17 protein-coding genes and 2 tRNA genes are annotated in these 19,735 nt (G+C 73.1%); 17 read left to right on the top strand and 2 right to left on the bottom strand.

Annotated elements, in window-relative coordinates; all coding sequences use genetic code 11:
* Nucleotides 1-17 precede the first annotated feature (17 nt).
* The 9 genes from AC0B9F_RS03705 to AC0B9F_RS03665 all read left to right on the top strand — a co-directional run bounded on the left by AC0B9F_RS03705 (nt 18) and on the right by AC0B9F_RS03665 (nt 5,176).
* Nucleotides 18-182 carry a hypothetical protein gene (locus AC0B9F_RS03705; RefSeq protein WP_361638440.1) on the top strand — a complete coding sequence of 55 codons (165 nt, stop codon included), beginning with the start codon at nt 18-20 and terminating at the stop codon, nt 180-182.
* Nucleotides 183-255: 73 nt separating this feature from the next.
* Nucleotides 256-966 (top strand): nicotinate-nucleotide adenylyltransferase, encoded by a 711-nt coding sequence (nadD, locus tag AC0B9F_RS03700; protein WP_471998584.1) that lies wholly within the window; start codon nt 256-258, stop codon nt 964-966.
* A 16-nt stretch (nt 967-982) separates the two neighbouring features.
* Nucleotides 983-2,845, top strand: a complete 1,863-nt coding sequence (locus AC0B9F_RS03695) for an LCP family protein (RefSeq protein WP_471998583.1) — start codon at nt 983-985, stop codon at nt 2,843-2,845.
* Nucleotides 2,846-2,948: 103 nt separating this feature from the next.
* On the top strand, nt 2,949-3,395 hold the full coding sequence (gene rsfS / locus AC0B9F_RS03690) for a ribosome silencing factor (protein WP_471998582.1): 447 nt from the start codon (nt 2,949-2,951) through the stop codon (nt 3,393-3,395).
* Nucleotides 3,392-4,075 (top strand): histidine phosphatase family protein, encoded by a 684-nt coding sequence (locus tag AC0B9F_RS03685; RefSeq protein ID WP_471998581.1) that lies wholly within the window; start codon nt 3,392-3,394, stop codon nt 4,073-4,075. Before rsfS ends, AC0B9F_RS03685 begins: the two co-directional genes overlap by 4 nt.
* Nucleotides 4,076-4,185: 110 nt before the next feature.
* Nucleotides 4,186-4,258: transfer RNA gene (locus AC0B9F_RS03680), tRNA-Ala, on the top strand.
* Between the two features lie 307 nt (nt 4,259-4,565).
* On the top strand, nt 4,566-4,739 hold the full coding sequence (locus AC0B9F_RS03675) for a hypothetical protein (RefSeq protein WP_471998580.1): 174 nt from the start codon (nt 4,566-4,568) through the stop codon (nt 4,737-4,739).
* Between the two features lie 3 nt (nt 4,740-4,742).
* Nucleotides 4,743-4,976 (top strand): hypothetical protein, encoded by a 234-nt coding sequence (locus tag AC0B9F_RS03670; protein ID WP_003976229.1) that lies wholly within the window; start codon nt 4,743-4,745, stop codon nt 4,974-4,976.
* 127 nt (nt 4,977-5,103) lie between these two features.
* Nucleotides 5,104-5,176 (top strand) — tRNA-Ala (locus AC0B9F_RS03665).
* A gap of 118 nt (nt 5,177-5,294) precedes the next feature.
* On the opposite strand, the gene AC0B9F_RS03660 is transcribed toward AC0B9F_RS03665, so the two are convergent.
* Nucleotides 5,295-6,908 (bottom strand): NADH-ubiquinone oxidoreductase-F iron-sulfur binding region domain-containing protein, encoded by a 1,614-nt coding sequence (locus AC0B9F_RS03660; protein WP_471998579.1) that lies wholly within the window; start codon nt 6,906-6,908, stop codon nt 5,295-5,297.
* Complete coding sequence (locus AC0B9F_RS03655) at nt 6,905-8,521, bottom strand: cytochrome b/b6 domain-containing protein (RefSeq protein WP_471998578.1); 1,617 nt, start codon at nt 8,519-8,521, stop codon at nt 6,905-6,907. Before AC0B9F_RS03655 ends, AC0B9F_RS03660 begins: the two co-directional genes overlap by 4 nt.
* A gap of 405 nt (nt 8,522-8,926) precedes the next feature.
* Here AC0B9F_RS03655 and leuS point away from each other — a divergent pair, with 405 nt between their 5' ends.
* The 8 genes from leuS (at nt 8,927) to holA (ending at nt 19,696) form a co-directional block, all read left to right on the top strand.
* Entirely contained in the window at nt 8,927-11,800 is a 2,874-nt protein-coding gene (gene leuS, locus AC0B9F_RS03650; RefSeq protein ID WP_471998577.1) for a leucine--tRNA ligase, read from the top strand.
* 144 nt (nt 11,801-11,944) lie between these two features.
* On the top strand, nt 11,945-12,679 hold the full coding sequence (locus tag AC0B9F_RS03645) for a hypothetical protein (protein ID WP_471998576.1): 735 nt from the start codon (nt 11,945-11,947) through the stop codon (nt 12,677-12,679).
* A gap of 72 nt (nt 12,680-12,751) precedes the next feature.
* Nucleotides 12,752-13,597 (top strand): DegV family protein, encoded by an 846-nt coding sequence (locus AC0B9F_RS03640; protein ID WP_471998575.1) that lies wholly within the window; start codon nt 12,752-12,754, stop codon nt 13,595-13,597.
* 99 nt (nt 13,598-13,696) lie between these two features.
* Complete coding sequence (locus AC0B9F_RS03635) at nt 13,697-14,713, top strand: ComEA family DNA-binding protein (protein WP_471998574.1); 1,017 nt, start codon at nt 13,697-13,699, stop codon at nt 14,711-14,713.
* Nucleotides 14,710-17,391 carry a ComEC/Rec2 family competence protein gene (locus AC0B9F_RS03630; RefSeq protein WP_471998573.1) on the top strand — a complete coding sequence of 894 codons (2,682 nt, stop codon included), beginning with the start codon at nt 14,710-14,712 and terminating at the stop codon, nt 17,389-17,391. The genes AC0B9F_RS03635 and AC0B9F_RS03630 overlap by 4 nt, the downstream gene beginning before the upstream one ends.
* Nucleotides 17,392-17,395: 4 nt before the next feature.
* Nucleotides 17,396-18,232 carry an arylamine N-acetyltransferase family protein gene (locus AC0B9F_RS03625; protein WP_471998572.1) on the top strand — a complete coding sequence of 279 codons (837 nt, stop codon included), beginning with the start codon at nt 17,396-17,398 and terminating at the stop codon, nt 18,230-18,232.
* A gap of 103 nt (nt 18,233-18,335) precedes the next feature.
* On the top strand, nt 18,336-18,581 hold the full coding sequence (locus AC0B9F_RS03620; protein WP_471998571.1) for a hypothetical protein: 246 nt from the start codon (nt 18,336-18,338) through the stop codon (nt 18,579-18,581).
* Nucleotides 18,582-18,709: 128 nt separating this feature from the next.
* Nucleotides 18,710-19,696 carry a DNA polymerase III subunit delta gene (gene holA, locus AC0B9F_RS03615; protein WP_471998570.1) on the top strand — a complete coding sequence of 329 codons (987 nt, stop codon included), beginning with the start codon at nt 18,710-18,712 and terminating at the stop codon, nt 19,694-19,696.
* Nucleotides 19,697-19,735: the final 39 nt, after the last annotated feature.

The raw sequence follows: 19,735 nt of genomic DNA, 5'->3' as shown, positions 1-19,735 counted from the left end.
GATAGGTACTGCCGAAGATGAGCATCCATCTCGCCGCCGCCCACTTGGTCACCCTTGCCGCCGAGGGCGAGGAGCACGGCGGTAACCACAACAGTCTCAACCCGGCGATCACCGGCGGCTGCGCCCTGGGGATCCTGCTGCTCCTGCTCTGGATCACCACCCGCTTCAACCGCGACCGCTGACCTGGGCCCCGCCGTTGCCCTCAGGGGAACTGGCGGCCGAAGTCCTCAGGCCGGGCCGGTAGGGTCTGCACGCATGGGAGAGCAGGACATGCCTACCGGTCCGGCGCACGGCACGGCCGGCGGCCCGCACGGCACGCACGGCGAGAGGCCGCCATTCGCGCACCTGAGCACCCCGGGCCGCGGCCCGGCCGACCCGGGCAAGCGCCGCCTGGGTGTCATGGGCGGCACCTTCGACCCGATCCACCACGGCCACCTGGTGGCCGCCAGCGAGGTCGCCGCGCAGTTCCACCTGGACGAGGTCGTCTTCGTCCCGACCGGTGAGCCGTGGCAGAAGAGCGAGCGCAGGGTCTCCCCGGCCGAGGACCGCTATCTGATGACGGTCATCGCGACCGCCGAGAACCCGCAGTTCTCCGTCAGCCGCATCGACATCGACCGCGGCGGGCCCACCTACACCGTCGACACCCTGCGCGACCTGCGGGCGCTCAACCCCGACACCGACCTGTTCTTCATCACCGGCGCCGACGCCCTCTCCGCGATCCTCACCTGGCGCAACATCGAGGAACTGTTCTCCCTCGCGCACTTCATCGGTGTCACCCGGCCCGGACACCACCTGGGCGACCCCGGGCTGCCCGAGGGCGGCGTCTCCTTCGTGGAGGTCCCCGCGCTCGCCATCTCCTCCACCGACTGCCGGGCGAGAGTCGCCAAGGGCGAGCCCATCTGGTATCTGGTGCCGGACGGGGTCGTGCGCTACATCGACAAGCGCGAGCTGTACCGCGGCGAGTGAACCGAGAGGGGCACCGGTGAACGACCGATACGACGCGGGACACGGCAGCCAGGACGGCGACCCGTACGAAATCGTCGGCTACGACGAGTACGGCAGGCCGGTCTACCGGCAGACCCAGGCGCAGCAGCCCCCGCAGACGCCCTACGACCCTTACGCAGCGCAAGGCTACGGCTACGACCCGTACGCGACCGGGCAGCAGCCCCAGGCGCCCGCCCACGACCCCTACGGTCACCAGCAGTACGCCGCCCCCGCCTACGACACCGGCAACCAGCCCCCGGTCCCGCCCGCCGACCCCTACGGGACGTACGCCACCGGCGCGCACGCCCCGGCGTACGACCCTCCGACGTACAACCCACCGGCCTACGACCCTTCGGGCTACGACCCTTCGGCCTACGACCCCTATGGGCGCGCCGCGACCAGCGGGCAGCAGCCGCGGGTCGCCGAGCAGACCGCGCACATCCCGCAGCAGGCCGGGCCCGCCGATCACGACACCGACGCCTGGCAGAGGGAACAACGGGACGCCGGGCAGCCGGAAGCCGGGAGGCAGGAACCGGGGCGGCAGGAGCCGGGGCAGCGGGAGCCGGGTCAGCGGGAGCCGGGGGACTACCGCACCGAGCAGTTCGCCTTCGTCGAGGAGCCGGACGGCGACTCCGAGGACGTCATCGACTGGCTGAAGTTCACCGAGAACCGCACCGAGCGCCGCGAGGAGGCCCGCCGCCGCGCCCGCAGCCGCCTCATCGCCGTCGCCGTCGTCCTCGCCCTGGTCGCCGCCGGCGGCGTCGGCTGGCTCTGGTACGCGGGGAAGCTGCCCGGCCTGTCCTCCTCGGGCACCAAGTCCGGCGCCCCGGCCACCGCCGCGGCCGCGCAGAAACGCGACGTGATCGTCGTCCACCTGCACGACACCAAGAAGGGCGGCACCGCCACGGCGCTGCTCGTCGACAACACCACCACCAAGCAGGGCACCACCGTCCTGCTGCCCAACAACCTCGCCCTGACCGACGACGACGGCACCGCCACCACCCTCGCCAAGTCCGTCGACGCCGACGGCTCCTCCGGCACCCGCGACGCCCTCGACACCGTGCTCGGCACCGACATCGAGGGCACCTGGCGCCTGGACACCCCCTACCTGCAGAACCTCGTCGACGTCGTCGGCGCCGTCGAGATCGACACCGACGCCGACGTCCCCGACCCCGACGCCAAGAAGAAGGGCGGCCCGCCGCTCGTCCACCAGGGCACCGCCCAGACCCTCAGCGGCAAGATGGCCGTCGCCTACGCCACCTACCGCGCCCCGGGCGAGGCGCCGAACGCCCAGTTGCAGCGGTTCGGCCAGGTCTTGCAGGGCGTGCTGCGCAAGCTGTCCTCCGACCCGCAGGCCGCCACGGTCACCGTGCAGACGCTCCAGCAGATCCTCGACCCCTCCCTGACCGACAACGACCTCGGCACTTTCCTGGCCAAGCTCGCCGACCTGGCCAAGGGCGGCGACTACAAGACCGCGCTGCTGCCGGTGCAGGGCGACGGCACCCTGAGCGCCCGCGCGGCGAACAGCGTGGTCAAGGACATCCTCGGCGGCGCCGCCAAGAGCCCCGAGCAGGGCTCCGCGCTCCGGGTCTCCGTGCAGAACGCCAGCGGCGAGAAGGACAACACCGGCAAGGCGCGCGTGGTCCTCCTCAACGGCGGCTTCACCTTCCTGGAGGGCGGCACCGCCTCCTCCAGCGAGACCTCGCAGGTCGTGTACGCCGACGCCGCGCACAAGGACGACGCCGCCGAGGTCGCCAAGACCCTCGGCCTGCCGACCGGCTCCGTGACGAAGGGCACGGTGTCGGGCAACGCGGACGTCACCGTGGTCCTCGGCCGCGACTACAAGCCGTCCTCTTCCTAGCCGCGCGGGGGCCGCGCCCCGGGTGATCCTTTAATCACCCGGGGCGCCGTCTGCGGTCGTGAGACCCTTGAAGGCAAACCGACCGCCGAGGGAAAGCTCTGTAGTGACCGCAACCGACCGCTCTGTCCAACTGATCAACACCGCCGCCCAGGCGGCCGCGGACAAGCTCGCCCACGACGTCATCGCCTACGACGTGAGCGACGTCCTGTCCATCACGGACGCCTTCCTGCTGGCCTCCGCACCCAACGACCGCCAGGTCAAGGCGATCGTCGACGAGATCGAGGAGCGCCTTCACAAGGAGCTCGGCGCCAAGCCGGTGCGCCGCGAGGGCGACCGCGAGGCCCGCTGGGTCCTGCTCGACTACGTCGACATCGTCGTCCACGTGCAGCACAGCGAGGAGCGTGTCTTCTACGCGCTGGAGCGGCTGTGGAAGGACTGCCCCGAGCTCGCCCTGCCCGAGGACGCCCGGGCCACCCGCGGCAAGGCCGAGGAGCACGCCAAGCAGCAGGCCGCCGAGGAGGCCGTCGAACCGGACGGTGACTGGCGATGACCGCACCCGCTGCCGGAACCGGCTCCCGGGGCGGCCGCGAGCCGGGCCGGGGCCGCCGCGTCATCCTGTGGCGGCACGGGCAGACGTCCTGGAACGTGGAGCGCCGCTTCCAGGGCTCCACGGACGTCCCCCTCACCGAGACCGGCGTGGGCCAGGCCCGCCGCGCCGCCCGGCTGCTGGCCTCCCTCAGGCCCGACGCGATCGTCGCCTCCGACCTCCAGCGGGCCGCGCGCACGGCTGCCGAGCTGGCCGCGCTCACCGGTCTCGAGGTCACGCACGACGAGGGTCTGCGCGAGACCTACGCCGGGGTGTGGCAGGGCCTGACGCACGACGAGATCGTCGACCGCCACGGTGAGGAGTACGCCGCGTGGAAGCGCGGCGAGCCGGTCCGCCGCGGCGGCGGCGAGCTGGAGAGCGAGGTCGCCGACCGCGCCGCCCCGGTCGTGCTGCGGCACGCGGAGAAGCTGCCCGACGACGGCACGCTCGTCGTCGTCAGCCACGGCGGCACCATCCGCACCACCATCGGCCGTCTGCTCGGCCTGGAGGCCGAGCACTGGGAGAGCCTGGGCGGGCTGTCCAACTGCTGCTGGTCCGTGCTCGGCGAGGGCGCCCGTGGCTGGCGGCTGCTGGAGCACAATGCCGGCACCCTGCCCGAACCGGTCCTCGGCGACGACGACTGACCGCCGGATCGGGCGCCACCGGCGGCGCCCGGGACCCGGATTTCACTTTCCGGCAGGTCGCAGGCTAAAGTTCTTCTTGTTCGCCCCGCCGAGCGGGAAGAACAAAGCCCGGGGCTATAGCTCAGTTGGTAGAGCGCCTGCATGGCATGCAGGAGGTCAGGAGTTCAATTCTCCTTAGCTCCACTGATCGGCACTCTTCGAGGTGTCAAAGATCGGTAGTTGATGATCCCGTCCCCCAGGGGGCGGGATTTTTCATGCCCGGGCTGCCCCGGCGGGGCCGGGACCGCTCTCCTCCCGGCCGGCTTGAGTCACTCGGCGCTCCGGGACGTATAGCTCCGCGAAGCGCGTCCGGCACGTGTGCGCGCTCGCCGCGTCGGCCCTGGTGGGTGCGGTGTCCGGACCGGTACGACGGCGTCGCTGACCGTATTGGCCCGGTCGTGGCAGAATCAAACGGCCGGAAGGGAGCGCGGCCCGACGGGAGGGAGTGGTGATGCCTGCGAGCATCCTCGAAGAGGTCGGTCACCTCTTCGACACCGGCTGTGCGCGGGGTACGGCGACCCGGCTCAGCTGCCCTTCCTGCGGTTCCGCGCATGTGGCCCAAGTCCTCGGCGACAACGGCGGAGTCTCGTACGTGTGTACGGCCTGCGGCCACAGCTGGAGCTGACCCATGGGTGCCCACAGGCGGAAGTGCGACTGGTGCGGCAGCGGTACGCCGATCGTCCGCGACATGGAACCGGTCAACCCGGACTACCAGTACTGGTGCGAGGAATGCGCGCGGGCGCTGATCATAAAAGGCGACCCCATCGAGACGTACCGGGAGCTGGAGGGCGAGCCGATCTACGGCCGGCTGCTGGAGGAGCACTGCACGCTCAAGCGGTTCTACTCGTTCGTCACAGCCTGACAAAGCGGACATCTGCCCCTAAGTGGGGTGCGGGCGGAATGGATTTGGTGCTGCACCGCAAGGCCCTGTAATGTTTACGTCGTCGCCGGGGGAACCGAGAGGGAAACCGGGCGGCGAAGCAGAACAAGGGGCTATAGCTCAGTTGGTAGAGCGCCTGCATGGCATGCAGGAGGTCAGGAGTTCAATTCTCCTTAGCTCCACAGCAATCGAGGGCGGGTCATCCGAAAGGATGGCCCGCCCTCGACGCGTCGGGGGTGCCGCACCCGCGTGGGGAGAGCCGGCGGGAGGCGGCCCCGGGGGCGCGCCTCCCGCCGGCTGTCAGCGGCCGAGCGCCCGCCGGCCCCGCCCCTGTGACAGCACCGGCAGATTGCCGCGGGGGGCGGGCTCCACGCGCGTGTCCTCCTCGATGCGCAGCGCCAGCGCCGGGCAACGCCGCACCGCGCGCAGCGCCTTCGCCTCCGCGTAGCGCGGCACCGACGCCTGCGCGACCGTCGGAAAGCCGTCGGCGCCGAGCTCGAACACCTCCGGCAGGATGTCCGCGCACAGGCCGTGGCCCCGGCACAGCGTCCAGTCGACGTAGATCTTCTGCCGGCTCGGCCCGCTGTCCTCGGCCGCCGCGCCGCCCGGGAGGCCCGCCGGTCCCCGGCCCCCCTCGAAGAGCGGCAGCACGCCCTGTACGGGCCGCCCGCAGCCGTTGCCCAGGACATGCGCGGCGAGGTCGTCGGTGAACGCCTTGATGGTCGACTCGAGGAACATCGCCGAGCCGTCCGGGTGCGAACACGCCCCGCGCCGCTTGACGTTCCTGGCGACCTGCTTCAGCGCCTCCAGGGCGGCCGGACCGCCCCCGTTCAGGATGTCCGCCAGGCCGCGCGCGGCGGCCGGCAGGCCGAGGTAGCAGGGGCCGCACTGACCGGCGCTCTCCTCGGCCAGCCACTGCGCCACCCGCAGCGACTCGCCCAGCGGGCAGGTCTCCTGACTGATCGGCAGGATCGCCCCGGCGCCCAGCGAACCGCCCACCGAGTCCAGGGAGTTGCGCGAGACGATCGCCTCGTCCACGGTCGCCGCGTCGATCCACTTGCCGTGGTAGCCGCCGGTCAGCACGCCCTGCGGCATCGGCGGGGCGCCCGCCAGCTGCAGCACGTAGCGCAGCGGCACGCCCGTGGGGACCTCGATCACCATGGGGCGGGCGACCGCGCCGGAGACGGTCAGCATGACGGTGCCCGGCTCGTCGTACAGGCCGGTGTTGGCGTAACGCTCCGGGCCGATGCGGGCGGCGATCGCGATCTGCGCGAACGTCTCGGCGTTGGACAGCAGGGTCGGTGCGCCGCCCACGCCGCTCAGCGAGGCGCTGATCTTGCGGCCGGGCGGGATCGCCGGGCCGCCGTCGATCGAGCGGATCAGCGAGGCGGCCGCGCCGGTGACCATGCGCACCGGGTTGCGCTGCACGCGCGCGCGGAGCGCGGATCTACGGCCGTTGCTCAGGCCGCGTTCGGCGAGCGCGGCCTCCATGGAGCGCTGGGTGGACTCCCGGGTGACCCCCACCACGAGCGTGCGGGCGCCGAGGGCCTCCGCGCACAGCAGAGCGCCGTCGAGGATGAGGTGCGGGGCGCGGTTGATCAGGACCGTGTCCTTGCGGCAGGCCGGTTCGTCCTCGCTGCCGTTGACGACGACGACCGGCCGCACCCCGCGGCGGATCGCCGACTCGGCGACCGAGCGCAGCTTCTTGTGGAAGGGGAAGCCCGCGCCGCCGCGGCCCCTGAGGTTGATGCGCTCGGCGAGCTGGGCGAGCTGCTCGCCGCCCATCGGTTCGAGCGGCCCGTGCACCTTCAGATGCATCGGCAGATCGAGTCGCTCGACAAGGTCGAAACCCGACGTGAGTTGCGGAAGTCCGACCACGCGGACCTCGGGGACGTCGGGCAGGGCCTCGTTCACCTGTAGCCTCCGGAAGGCGTGTTCCAGGGCTCGCCGGAACCCGGTGCGTCGAAGGAGGCGCCGGGCAGGGTTTCCGTGGCGGGACCGCTGGTGTACGTGTCGTTCGAGGGGTACGCGCCGGACCAGGGGTTCGTCTCACCGGTGTCGTACAGGTCACGTCCGCCGTAGCCGGCGCTGTCCGCGCCGCCGTAGGCCGGGACGGTGTAGCCGGTGTCGCGCAGCGGGTCGTACGCGGACGGGGGCGCCTCGCCGACCGGCGGCGGGGACGGGATCGGCCAGCCGCCGGCGGGACCCGTGCCGCCGTCGACGCGGGGCATCGCCTGGGTGGGCTGTGTGTCCAGCGGCAGGTCCACGCGCGCGTACGGGGGGACGTCCGTCCGCGCGGTCCGGTCGCCGGCGTAGGACGCCCCGGTGGCGAAGGTCTGTTCGGCGGCAAAGGAGTGGTCGGCGCGGAGGCCCTGGCCGGTTGCGTAGAGCTGGTCCGCAGTGGGATTCCAGTCGGTTGCGTAGAGCTGGTCCGCGGTGAGGTTCCGGCCGGCAGCGTAGGGCTGGTCCGCGGTGGGAATCCGGTCGCTCGCGTAGGGCTGGTCGGCGGTGAGGTTCCGGTCGGTCGCGTAGAGCTCGTCTGCTGTGGGGTTCCCGCCGCTCGCGAAGGGCTGGTCGCCGGTGAACGGCCGCGTCGCACGCGCGCGTGCGGAGACGGCGCGGTAGGCCGCGGCGAAGCCGCCGGCCGGCTCGGGCCTCGGGGCGTCGTCGGCTGGGGCGGCCGGTGTGCCGGTGCGCTGCCGCGGGATGCCGTAGCCCGGCAGCGCGGAGGTGTCCCGCGCCGCCGCGGCGCGGCCCGGCCTCTCGGCGGCCTCGGTGCGGCCCGTCCGCTCCGCCGCCCCGGTCCGGCCCGGCGCCGGCTCCTCGCGGCCCGTGCGCTCCTCCGTGCCGAGCAGGGCGGCGACGGTGGCGGCGACCCGGCGCTTGACCGGTCGCGGCGCCGCGCGCAGGGCCAGGGCGGCGATGACGCCGAGCAGGGCCAGTCCGTAGAGGAAGACGAAGAGCGGCTTGGCGGATCGACCCGCGTAGAGGCCGTGCACCAGGGCGGCGCACCAGGCCGGGTAGGCCAGCATGTGCATGGCCCGCCAGCGCGCGGCGACGGGGGCGGGCGAGGCGAACCTGCTGCGCAGCGCTCCGGTGACGCCCACGAAGACCATCAGCAGCCCGGCCGCCGAGCCGAGCCCGATCAGGCCGGCGCTGCCGGTGACGCCCAGTGAGAACGGGATCACCGCGGCGATCAGCACCGTGTGGTCGAGGGCGAGCTTGGTGGTGATGTGCAGCAGCAGGAACGCGATCGAGGCGACCGCGGTCGTGCGGTGCACGGCCTGTCCGACGATCCGCTGGCGGGTGCCCAGCAGGATCCGGTCCTGGGCGACCAGGCCCCAGATCACCGAGCAGCTGAGCGAGACGAGCGAGAGCACGCCCGCGCCGAAGTTGAGGAAGTCGCGGACCCGGTCACCTCCCACCAGCACGATCACGGGTATCAGGAGCAGAGCGACGGCCGACGCCACCCCGTAGGCCGAGCGGCCCGGCCGGGGGAGCGAGGGGGTACTACGACGACGGTTCATGGGGGCAACTCCGAGCAGTTCGGGAAAGCGGTCCCGTTGCCGCACTCTAGGTGGCGCCATACCGGCGAGTACGAGGTTTGAGTTATTGGGCTGTTATCAAATGACAATGCGCTTGTTGTGATGTCCCTTAGTGGCTGTTACGCCGGGTAATCCATGGCCTTCGATCTGTGCGTGTCGTGCTTCGCCCAGTCGTACGGAAGCGCGTCGCAGCTTGCTCAAGGGGTGCGGTACCCTGGCGCCATGCGTGCCGTACGCCTTCTGCTTAGCGAGCCGCGCTGATCAGTCCCGACCGCCGATGAGAGAACGTGGTCGGAATCGGCGCGGCGTCCCCTCCTGTGCGAGGGGATTTTTCGTTTCCGGATGAGGAAGCCGCTGGCAGAGACGATCGATGGAGCTTTGAGGATCATGAGCGAGACGAACCCCGCCGCCTCTTCGGAGGCGGCCGCGCCGCACCGCTACACGGCCGCGATGGCCGCCGAGATCGAGGCACGCTGGCAGGACTTCTGGGACGCGGACGGCACGTACGCCGCGGCCAACCCCAAGGGCGACCTGGCGGGCGACCCGCAGACCGCCGCCCGGCCCGAGAAGTTCATCATGGACATGTTCCCGTACCCCTCCGGTGCGGGCCTGCACGTCGGCCACCCGCTGGGCTACATCGCCACCGACGTCTTCGCCCGCTTCCAGCGGATGACCGGCCACAACGTCCTGCACACCCTGGGCTTCGACGCCTTCGGCCTGCCCGCGGAGCAGTACGCCGTGCAGACCGGCACGCACCCGCGCGTGTCCACCGAGGCCAACATGGAGAACATGAAGGTCCAGCTGCGCCGGCTGGGTCTGGGCCACGACAAGCGCCGCTCGTTCGCCACGATCGACCCGGACTACTACAAGTGGACCCAGTGGATCTTCCTGCAGATCTTCAACTCCTGGTACGACGACGAGGCGAAGAAGGCCCGCCCGATCGCCGAGCTGGTCGCCCTCTTCGAGTCCGGTGAGCGCCCCGTCCCGGGCCACACGCGCGCGTGGAGCGAGCTGAGCGCCGCCGAGAAGGCCGACGTGCTGGGCGAGTACCGGCTGGCCTACGCCTCCGACGCGCCGGTCAACTGGTGTCCCGGCCTGGGCACCGTCCTGGCCAACGAGGAAGTCACCGCCGAGGGCCGCTCCGAGCGCGGCAACTTCCCCGTCTTCAAGGCCAAGCTGCGCCAGTGGAACATGCGCATCACCGCCTACGCCGACCGGCTGCTGGAGGACCTGGACGCGCTGGACTGGCCCGAGGCCATCAAGCTGCAGCAGCGCAACTGGATCGGCCGCTCCGAGGGCGCCCGCGTCGAGTTCCCGATCGACGGCGAGAAGATCACCGTCTTCACCACCCGCCCCGACACCCTGTTCGGCGCCACGTACATGGTGCTGGCGCCCGAGCACCCGCTGGTGGAGAAGTTCACCCCGGACGCCTGGCCCGAGGGCACCCACGACGTGTGGACCGGCGGCCACGCCACGCCCGCCGAGGCCGTCGCCGCCTACCGCGCGCAGGCCGCCGGCAAGTCCGACGTCGAGCGGCAGGCCGAGGCCAAGGACAAGACCGGCGTCTTCATCGGCGCCTACGCGACCAACCCGGTCAACGGCGAGCAGGTCCCCGTCTTCATCGCCGACTACGTCCTGATGGGCTACGGCACCGGCGCCATCATGGCCGTCCCGGCGCACGACAGCCGCGACTTCGCCTTCGCGCGCGCCTTCGAACTGCCGATCCGCTGCGTCGTCGCGCCGACCGACGGCCGCGGCGAGGACACCGCCGCCTGGGACGACGCGTTCGTGTCGTACGACGCGCGGATCGTCAACTCCGCCGGCGAGGGCGTGACGCTGGACGGCCTGGGCGTCGCCGAGGCCAAGGCGCGCATCACCGCCTGGCTGGAGTCCCGCGGCATCGGCGAGGGCACCGTCAACTTCCGCCTGCGCGACTGGCTGTTCAGCCGCCAGCGCTACTGGGGCGAGCCCTTCCCGATCGTCTACGACGAGGACGGCATCGCCCACGCGCTGCCCGAGTCGATGCTGCCGCTGGAGCTGCCCGAGGTCGAGGACTACAGCCCGCGCACCTTCGACCCGGATGACGCCGACACCCAGCCCGAGACGCCGCTGTCGCGCAACGAGGACTGGGTCAACGTCACCCTGGACCTGGGCGACGGACCGAAGAAGTACCGCCGCGAGACCAACACCATGCCCAACTGGGCCGGTTCCTGCTGGTACGAGCTGCGCTACCTGGACCCGCACAACAGCGAGCAGCTGGTCGACCCGGAGATCGAGCGCTACTGGATGGGCCCGCGCGAGGGCAAGCCGCACGGTGGCGTCGACCTGTACGTCGGCGGCGCCGAGCACGCGGTGCTGCACCTGCTGTACGCCCGCTTCTGGTCGAAGGTGCTGTACGACCTGGGCCACGTCTCCTCGCGCGAGCCGTTCCACAAGCTGTTCAACCAGGGCATGATCCAGGCCTACGTCTACCGCGACAGCCGCGGCATCGCGGTGCCCGCCGCCGAGGTGGAGGAGCGCGACGGCGCCTACTACTACCAGGGCGAGAAGGTCAGCCGCCTGCTGGGCAAGATGGGCAAGTCCCTGAAGAACGCGGTGACGCCGGACGAGATCTGCGCCGAGTACGGCGCGGACACGCTGCGCCTGTACGAGATGGCGATGGGCCCGCTGGACGTCTCCCGGCCGTGGGACACGCGCGCGGTGGTCGGCCAGTTCCGGCTGCTGCAGCGGTTGTGGCGCAACATCGTCGACGAGAGCACCGGCGAGGTCACCGTCGTCGACGCCGAGCCCGACGAGGAGACGCTGCGCGCCCTGCACAAGGCGGTCGACGGCGTCCGCCAGGACTTCGAGGGCATGCGGTTCAACACCGCCATCGCCAAGGTCACCGAGCTGAACAACCACCTGACCAAGGCGGCCAAGCCGGTGCCGCGCAGCGTCGCCGAGCCGCTGGTGCTGCTGGTCGCGCCGCTGGCCCCGCACATCGCCGAGGAGCTGTGGCGCCGGCTGGGCCACACCGACTCCGTCGTCCACCGGGACTTCCCGGTCGCCGACCCGGCGTACGTCGTGGACGAGACCGTGACCTGCGTCGTCCAGATCAAGGGCAAGGTCAAGGCCCGTCTGGAGGTGCCGCCGGCCATCTCCGAGGAGGAGCTGGAGAAGGTGGCGCTGGCCGACGAGAAGGTCGTCGCCGCGCTGGAAGGCGCCGGCATCCGCAAGGTGATCGTGCGCGCGCCGAAGCTGGTGAACATCGTCCCGGCGTGACGCACTCGGGGTAGTCCCCTACGGGTACGGCTGGGGTTGTCTGCGGGCAGGTTCGGGGTTCTTCCGGAACTCCGGGCCTGCCCGGTGCGTTTACCGTGGAAGAGCGGCGCGCAGCGTGCCGCAGCGGGCTGGAGGAGGAGCGTCGTGGAAGCAGTGATCGCAGTCTTCGCCCTGCTTTTCGTGCTCTTCGTGGTCCTCGGCGCGTATGCCGCCACGAAGGCGATCGGCGCCGCCAAGCGCGGCGTGGACCGCACGATCACCGAGGCCCGCCGCACGGTCGAGGACCACACCCTGCGGGCCAAGTCCTTCGGCCGGCCGGGCCCCGCAGGGGAGATCGCCCAGCTCAGGCTGAAGCTGCGCACCTCGATGCGTGCCACGCAGGACGCGCTGCACGCGGGCGTGGCCGAGGACGAGTCGCTGAAGGAGTCCCTGGGCCTGTTCGAGCGGCTCAGCGCGCACGGGCACGAGCTGGACGACGACCTCAGGCGCCTGGAGTCCGAGCCGGACCGGGCCACCCTCGCCGAGCGGCTGCCCCGGCTGCGCGAGCGCACCGAGCGCATCGTGCACTCCGCGGACTCCCTGCGCTGGGCGGTCCGCGACCGCGCCGGCCACCTCGCCGACGACGACCTCGACGCGCTCAGCGCGCAGATCGACGTGGAGACGGGCGCCCTGCGGCACTGGACGACGACGGAGCCGGCCACCGCGCCGCCCGCCTCCTGGCCGAGGACCCCCGCGGCCGGAGCGGACAGCGGGCAGACCTGGCCCGAGGACGCCACGGCCCCCACCTCCGAGGAGCCGGCGCGGCCCGCCATCACCCCGCCGACCGCGCGCCCGGCCTACCCCTGGCAGAAGAGGCCGCGCCCGGAGAGCACGACCTGATTCGGTCAAGGCATTCCCAGGTGCAAGGGCCCGGACTGCCGCCCGCGCGCTACGGCAGGTAACCTCCAGCTCATGTCCCGCCATGTCGCGATCGTCACCGATTCCACGGCCTACCTGCCGCCCCGGATGAAGGAGCGGCACGGCATCACCACGGTGCCGCTGACCGTGGTGCTCGCCGGTGAGGCCCTCGACGAGGGCACCGAGATCTCGACCCGCTCGCTCGTCCAGGCGCTGCAGAAGCGACGGCCCGTCACCACCTCGCGCCCCAGCCCTCAGCTGTTCGCCGAGACCTACCGCGAGGTCGCCGCTTCGGGCGCCACCGGCATCGTCTCCCTCCACCTGTCCGGCGAACTGTCCGGAACCTACGACGCCGCCGTCCGCGCCGCCCGCGAGGCCCCGGTGCCGGTGCGGGTCGTGGACACCGGCATGGTCGCGATGGCGCTCGGCTTCTGCGCGCTGACCGCCGCCGAGACCGCGGAGAGCGGCGGCACCGTCGACGAGGCCGTCACGGCCGCGGAGAAACGCGCCGCGGGCACGGCCGCCTACTTCTACGTCGACACCCTCGACTATCTGCGCCGGGGCGGGCGGATCGGGACCGCGCAGGCCCTGCTGGGTTCCGCGCTCGCGGTGAAACCGCTGCTGCAACTGGAAGGCGGCCGGATCGAGCCGCTGGAGAAGGTGCGCACGGCGTCCAAGGCGATCGCACGCCTGGAGGAGATCGTCGCCGAGCGGGCGGGCAGCGCGCCCGTCGATGTCGCCGTCCACCATCTCGCCGCCGCCGACCGGGCGTCGGCGCTGGCGGAGCGGCTGCGGGGGCGGGTACCGGGACTGGCCGACCTGCATGTGAGCGAAGTGGGCGCGGTCATCGGCGCACACACGGGGCCGGGCCTGCTGGGGGTCGTGGTCTCGCCCCGGTGAATCACCCGTGTGAGTGGCTGAGATATCCACAACTCGGCGCTCGTCCACGGAATTCGCGCAAGATCATCGCGAATCGGCGTCCTGCCCGATGCTCGTCGCATGGCACTTCGAGAACGCACACGCCCAGCCCGTGCGACCAGTGGGCCCGGCCGCGGGCCGGCCTCCGACGGCCGCCTGCGTGACCGGCGCCCGGCCGGCCGCGTCCGCCACCACAAGCGGCACGCGTCCGCGGAGGAACTGCGCCGGCGCGCACAGATCGTCTTCGCCCAACACAGCGCTGCCGGGCCGGAGTCGGGCACCGCGCCCCCCACACCCGGTGTGGCGAGGGCACCGGACGCACAACGCGCTCAGGACGAGCCGAGGGCGCCGCAGCAGCGGGGCGGCCGTCGGTGGACCCGGATCGGGCCGGCGCTGCGCGAGCGGATGCCGGTGTGGTGGCAGACGCGGTGCGGTCTGGAACGCCGCAGCGTCCTCGCGCTCGGCGTCCTGCTCGTCGTAGCGGCCGTCCTCGCGGCGCAGCACTTCTGGACGGGCCGGACTCAGACCGTGAGCGCGCCCGAAGTGGTGCGCGCGGCGGCCCCCCAGTCGGCGGAACCGGCCGTGTCGCACGTGCGCGCGGACCCGCCCCCTCCCGCGGCGACCGCCGCACCGGAGATCGTCGTGGACGTCAGCGGCAAGGTCCGCAAGCCCGGCATCCACCGCCTGCCCGCCGGTTCCCGGGTCGTCGACGCGCTCCGCGCGGCCGGCGGGGTGCGACCCGGCACCGACACCCAGGGCCTCAACCGCGCCCGCTTCCTCATCGACGGGGAACAGGTCGTCGTCGGCGGACCCCCGCCCGCTGCGGGGCCCGGCACGAGCGGCACGGGCACCGCCGGCGCCGGGGGCGGTGTGTCGGCGGGAGGCGCGGCCGGGGCGGCACCCGCCGCTCCCGTCTCGCTCAGCACGGCCACGGTGGACCAACTGGACGCCCTGCCGGGCGTGGGTCCCGTCCTGGCGCAGCACATCATCGACTACCGCACCCAGCACGGCGGTTTCCGCTCGGTGGACGAACTGCGCGAGGTCAACGGCATCGGCGACCGCCGCTTCGCCGACCTGCGGGAACGGGTGCGGCCATGAGCGTCGGCCCGGGCGTCCGGCCCGGCCAGGAGCCCGGGGCCCCCTCCTCGTCCATCGGCCGCTCCGGGGCGGGCGAGCATCCCGCCCGCGCCCTGCGCAACCCGGTGCACGTCGCGTCCGGGAACCGGCTCGGGGCCGCCCACCCCCGGCAGGAGGGCCCGGTGGACCTCCGCCTGGTGCCACCGGCGCTGGCGGCATGGGCGACGGCCGCCCTGACGCTGAACGCAGAGCCGTGGGCGGTCGTCGGCGGGACGGCGGTCTGCCTCACCGTGGGCGTCGCCCTGCTGGTCGCCGGGCGACGCACGGCCGGTGCGCCGAACGCCCCGCGGCAGTGGCGGCCGGAGCTCTGGCCCATGTCGCGCGCGGGAATGGGCACGAGCCTCGCCGCCGTCCTCCTGTGCGCCGCGGCCGCTGCCACCTCCGCCGGTCTGCATGGCGCGGACCTGCGCAGAGGGCCCGTTCCGGCACTGGCCCGGCAGTACGCCACCGTGTCCGCCGACGTGGAGATCACCTCCGACGCGCGCCTCACCCGGCCCCGGGTGCGGGGCGACCACGTCACCTCGCCGTCCGTGGTGATCGAAGCGGAGGTGCGGGCGGTGGAGGGCAGCGGCGGGCGGCCGGTGCGGTCGGTGGACGGGAGCGGCGGGCGGCGGGTGGTGACGCGGACGCCCGTGCTGCTGATCGTGGACGCGGGGCACGGACAAGGAAGGACCCTCTCCCCCTCCCCGTGGCTGGAACTGCTGCCGACCACCACGCTCAGGGTGAACGGCCGGCTCGCCCCGTCCGTCCTCGGCGGGGACCGGGTCGCGGCCGTCCTGCGGGTGAGGGGCCCCGGACCACCGCGGGTGGTGGGGGAACCGTCGGGGCCGCAGCGGCTGGCGGGGCGGTTGCGGGCCGGGCTGCGCGAGGCGACCGACGGTCTGCCGGCGGACGCGCGGGCCCTGCTGCCCGGGCTGGTCGTCGGGGACACCTCCCGGATCACACCGGAACTCGACGAGGCGTTCAAGGAGACCGACCTCACCCACACCCTCGCCGTGTCCGGCGCGAACTTCACCATCCTCCTCGCATTGCTCCTCGGCCCGCCCGGCCTGGCCCAGCGGGCCGAACGCCGGGGCCTGGCGCCCCGCCTGGGGCTGCCCCTGCGGGCGACGGCCCTGCTGGGGGCGGCAGCGACCCTCGCCTTCGTGGTGGTGTGCCGGCCCGACCCGAGCGTGCTGCGCGCGGCGGCGTGCGGCTCCGTCGCACTGCTCGCGCTGGCGACCGGACGCCGCAGAACGCTGATCCCGGCGCTGGCGACGGCGGTGCTGCTGCTCGTCCTGTACGACCCGTGGCTCGCCCGTAGTTACGGATTCCTGCTCTCCGTGCTGGCCACCGCAGCCCTGCTCACGATCGCGCCCCGGTGGAGTGCGGCGCTGCGGCGGCGCGGGGTACCGCCGAGGGTGGCCGAGGCGCTGGCGACGGCGGGCGCGGCCCAGGCGCTGTGCGCGCCGGTCGTGGCGGTGCTGTCGGCGCGGGTGAGTCTGGTCGGGGTGCCGTGCAACCTCCTCGCGGAGATCGCGGTGGCACCGGCGACCGTGCTCGGTTTCGCCGCACTGGCGACGGCGCCGCTCGCCATGCCGGTGGCCAAGGCGCTGGCGTGGTGCGCGAGTTGGCCGGCCGCGTGGATCGCCGGGGTCGCGCGGACAGGGGCGGCGCTGCCCGGCGGGGGAGTGGACTGGCCGGGCAGCTGGACCGGAGCGCTGCTGCTCGCACTCGCCACGGCGCTCGTGGTGGTCGCCGGCCGGAGGCTGCTGCGTCACCCCTGGCTGTGCGGGGCGTGCGCGGTGCTGCTCCTGCTGTTCATGGTGCGGCCTGCGCCGCTGACCCGGGTGATCACGGGCTGGCCGCCGCCCGGCTGGCGGCTGGTGATGTGCGACGTCGGGCAGGGCGACGCGACGGTGTTCGCGGCGGGGGAGGGCCGCGCCGTGATCGTGGACGCCGGACCCGAGCCACGCAGCGTGGACCGGTGCCTGCGCGCCCTCGGCATCACCCGGATCCCGCTCGTCGTGCTCACGCACTTCCACGCCGACCACGTCGCCGGGCTGCCCGGGGTGTTGCGGGGCCGGGCGGTGGGGGCGATCGAGACGACCGGTCTGGAACAGCCCGCGGACCAGGTGCGGTTCGTCAGGAGGGAGGCGTCCGCGCGGCACATCCCGCTCACCCGGGCCGCCGCGGGGGAGGAGCGACGGGTCGGTGGGCTGTCCTGGCGGGTGCTGTGGCCGCAGCCCGGCGCAGCACCCGCGATGGACGGTCCGAACGACGCCAGCGTCACCCTGCTCGTGCGGACGGCGGGACTGCGGGTGCTGATGCTGGGGGACCTCGAACCGCCGGCCCAGCAGGCGCTGGCGAGATCGCCGGCCGCCGCGTCGCTGCGGGGTGTGGACGTGCTGAAGGTCGCCCATCACGGCTCCGCCTACCAGGACCCGGACCTGATACGGATGGCCGCCCCACGGCTGGCGCTGGTGTCCGTCGGCGCGGACAACCCGTATGGGCATCCCGCCCCGGTGACCGTCCACGCGCTGCGGGACCAGGGAGCGACGGTGCTGCGGACCGACCGGGACGGATCCCTGGCCGTGCTCGGGTCGGCGGGGCCGGGTGGGCCGGGGGCGGACGGGGGGCTGCGGGTGGCGCGAGACTGAGGGTATGGACTCCGCACAGGCCGATGCCTACCTCCGTCGGCTGGGCGCCCGGCGCCCGGACCGGCCCACCGACGACGCCCTGAGCGAACTGCACCTGCGGCATCTGCGCACCGTGCCCTTCGAGAACCTCTCGATCCACCTCGCGCAGGAGATCGTGCTGGAGGAGAAGCGGCTGGTGGACAAGATCGTGGAGGCGAAGCGGGGAGGCTTCTGCTACGAACTCAACGGCGCTTTCGGGGCGTTGCTGACGGCGCTCGGCTTCGAGGTGACGCTGCTCGCGGCGCGGGTGTACGGGGACGGCGAGCGGACCGGCATCCCCTACGACCACCTCGCGTTGCGGGTGCGCACGGCGGACGGGGGCGACTGGCTGGCCGACGTCGGGTTCGGGGCGCACAGTCACCTGCCGCTGCGGTTCGGTGAGCGGGGCGAGCAGACGGACCCCGGCGGGGTGTTCCGGATCGCGGAGGCGGGGCCCGACGCGGCCGGGGTGCGCGGGGGCGCCGAGGGTCCGGGCGGGGCGGCCGACCTGGACGTGCTGCGGGACGGCCACCCGCAGTACCGGCTGGAGGCGCGGCCACGGGTGCTCGGCGACTTCGTCACCGGGGCCTGGTGGCACAGCACCTCGCCGCGGTCGCACTTCGTGCAGTCGCTGGTGTGCTCCCGGCTCACGGACGACGGCGGCCGCGTGACGCTCAGCGGGCGGCGGCTGACCACGACCGCGGCCGACGGAGCGCGCCGTGAGCGGGAGCTGGAGGGGGACGCTGAGGTACTGGGGGCGTACCGAGAGCTGTTCGGGATCGACTTGGCCGAAGTGCCCGACGCGCCCGAGGCGCCGCACTGAAGGCTCCGCCGCTCGCCGCGAACCCGCCGTCCGGCTGCCGATCATGCGCCGCCTCCGGCCGCCCCGCCGTCCGCCTTCCCCTCAGGTGCCGGAAAATAGGCACGTGAGTGATGTGAGACATGTGCTGGTGCTGCCCGACCGTGACGCGGCGGAGGAGGCTGCTCAGGTGCTCGGGGAGCGGTTCCGGATCGACGAGGAGCCGCGGATCGTGCGGGACGCGCTGGCGGGGGAGGACGACGCGGAGGACGCGCAGTGGCTGGTGGTGCTGCGCGACGAGGCCGAGCGGCTCGACCCCGGGGAGCTGGACGCGTTCGCGGGGGAGTGGGACGGGTGGCGCGAGGAGCCCTGAGCCGTCAGACACCCGGGACTGTCGCCAGGTACCCCGGACGGATGGTCAGGCACCCGTGACCGATCGTCGCCGTCGTCGTGGAACGGCCGTGAGTCCCGTTGTCAGTGGCCCGTGCCATGCTTGTCCCGATGGCCAGGAAGACTGCGAATGACGACCCTCTCGCCCCGGTGACGCTCGCCGTGGGCCAGGAGGACCTCCTGCTCGACCGTGCCGTGCAGGAGGTGGTGGCCGCCGCTAAGGCCGCCGACGCCGACACGGACGTGCGGGATCTGTCCCCGGACCAGTTGCAGCCGGGCACGCTCGCCGAGCTGACCAGTCCCTCGCTCTTCGCCGAGCGCAAGGTCGTGGTCGTACGCAACGCGCAGGATCTGTCGGCCGACACCGTCAAGGACGTCAAGGGGTACCTCTCGGCGCCCGCCGAGGAGATCACGCTGGTGCTGCTGCATGCCGGCGGCGCCAAGGGCAAGGGGCTGCTGGACGCCGCGCGCAAGGTGGGCGCGCGGGAGGTCGCCTGCCCGAAGATGACCAAGCCGGCCGACCGGCTGGCCTTCGTGCGGCAGGAGTTCCGGGCCGTGGGGCGCTCGGCCACGCCCGAGGCGTGCCAGGCGCTCGTCGACGCGATCGGCAGCGACCTGAGGGAGCTGGCGTCCGCAGTCTCGCAGCTGGTGGCCGACGTGGAGGGGACGATCGACGAGGCCGTCGTCGGCCGGTACTACACGGGCCGGGCGGAGGCCTCCAGCTTCACGGTCGCCGACCGGGCGGTGGAGGGGCGGGCGGCCGAGGCGCTGGAGGCGCTGCGGTGGTCGCTGGCCACGGGCGTCGCGCCGGTGTTGATCACCAGCGCGTTGGCGCAGGGGGTGCGGGCGATCGGCAAGCTGTCCTCCGCGCGCGGCGGGCGCCCCGCCGACCTGGCCCGTGAGCTGGGGATGCCGCCGTGGAAGATCGACCGGGTGCGCCAGCAGATGCGCGGCTGGACGCCGGACGGCGTGGCCGTCGCGCTGCGGGCGGTGGCCGAGGCGGACGCGGGCGTGAAGGGCGGCGGCGACGACCCCGAGTACGCCCTGGAGAAGGCCGTGGTGACCATCGCGCGGGCCGCGCGCTCCAGGGGCCGATAGCCGCACGGCGGAGGAGAATCGGACGCGTCAGCCGTACAT

It is taken from the genome of Streptomyces sp. NPDC097129, from assembly GCF_055668065.1.
The sequence above is the reverse complement of the archived record's forward strand: the minus strand, read 5'-3'. Positions and strand labels throughout refer to the sequence as shown.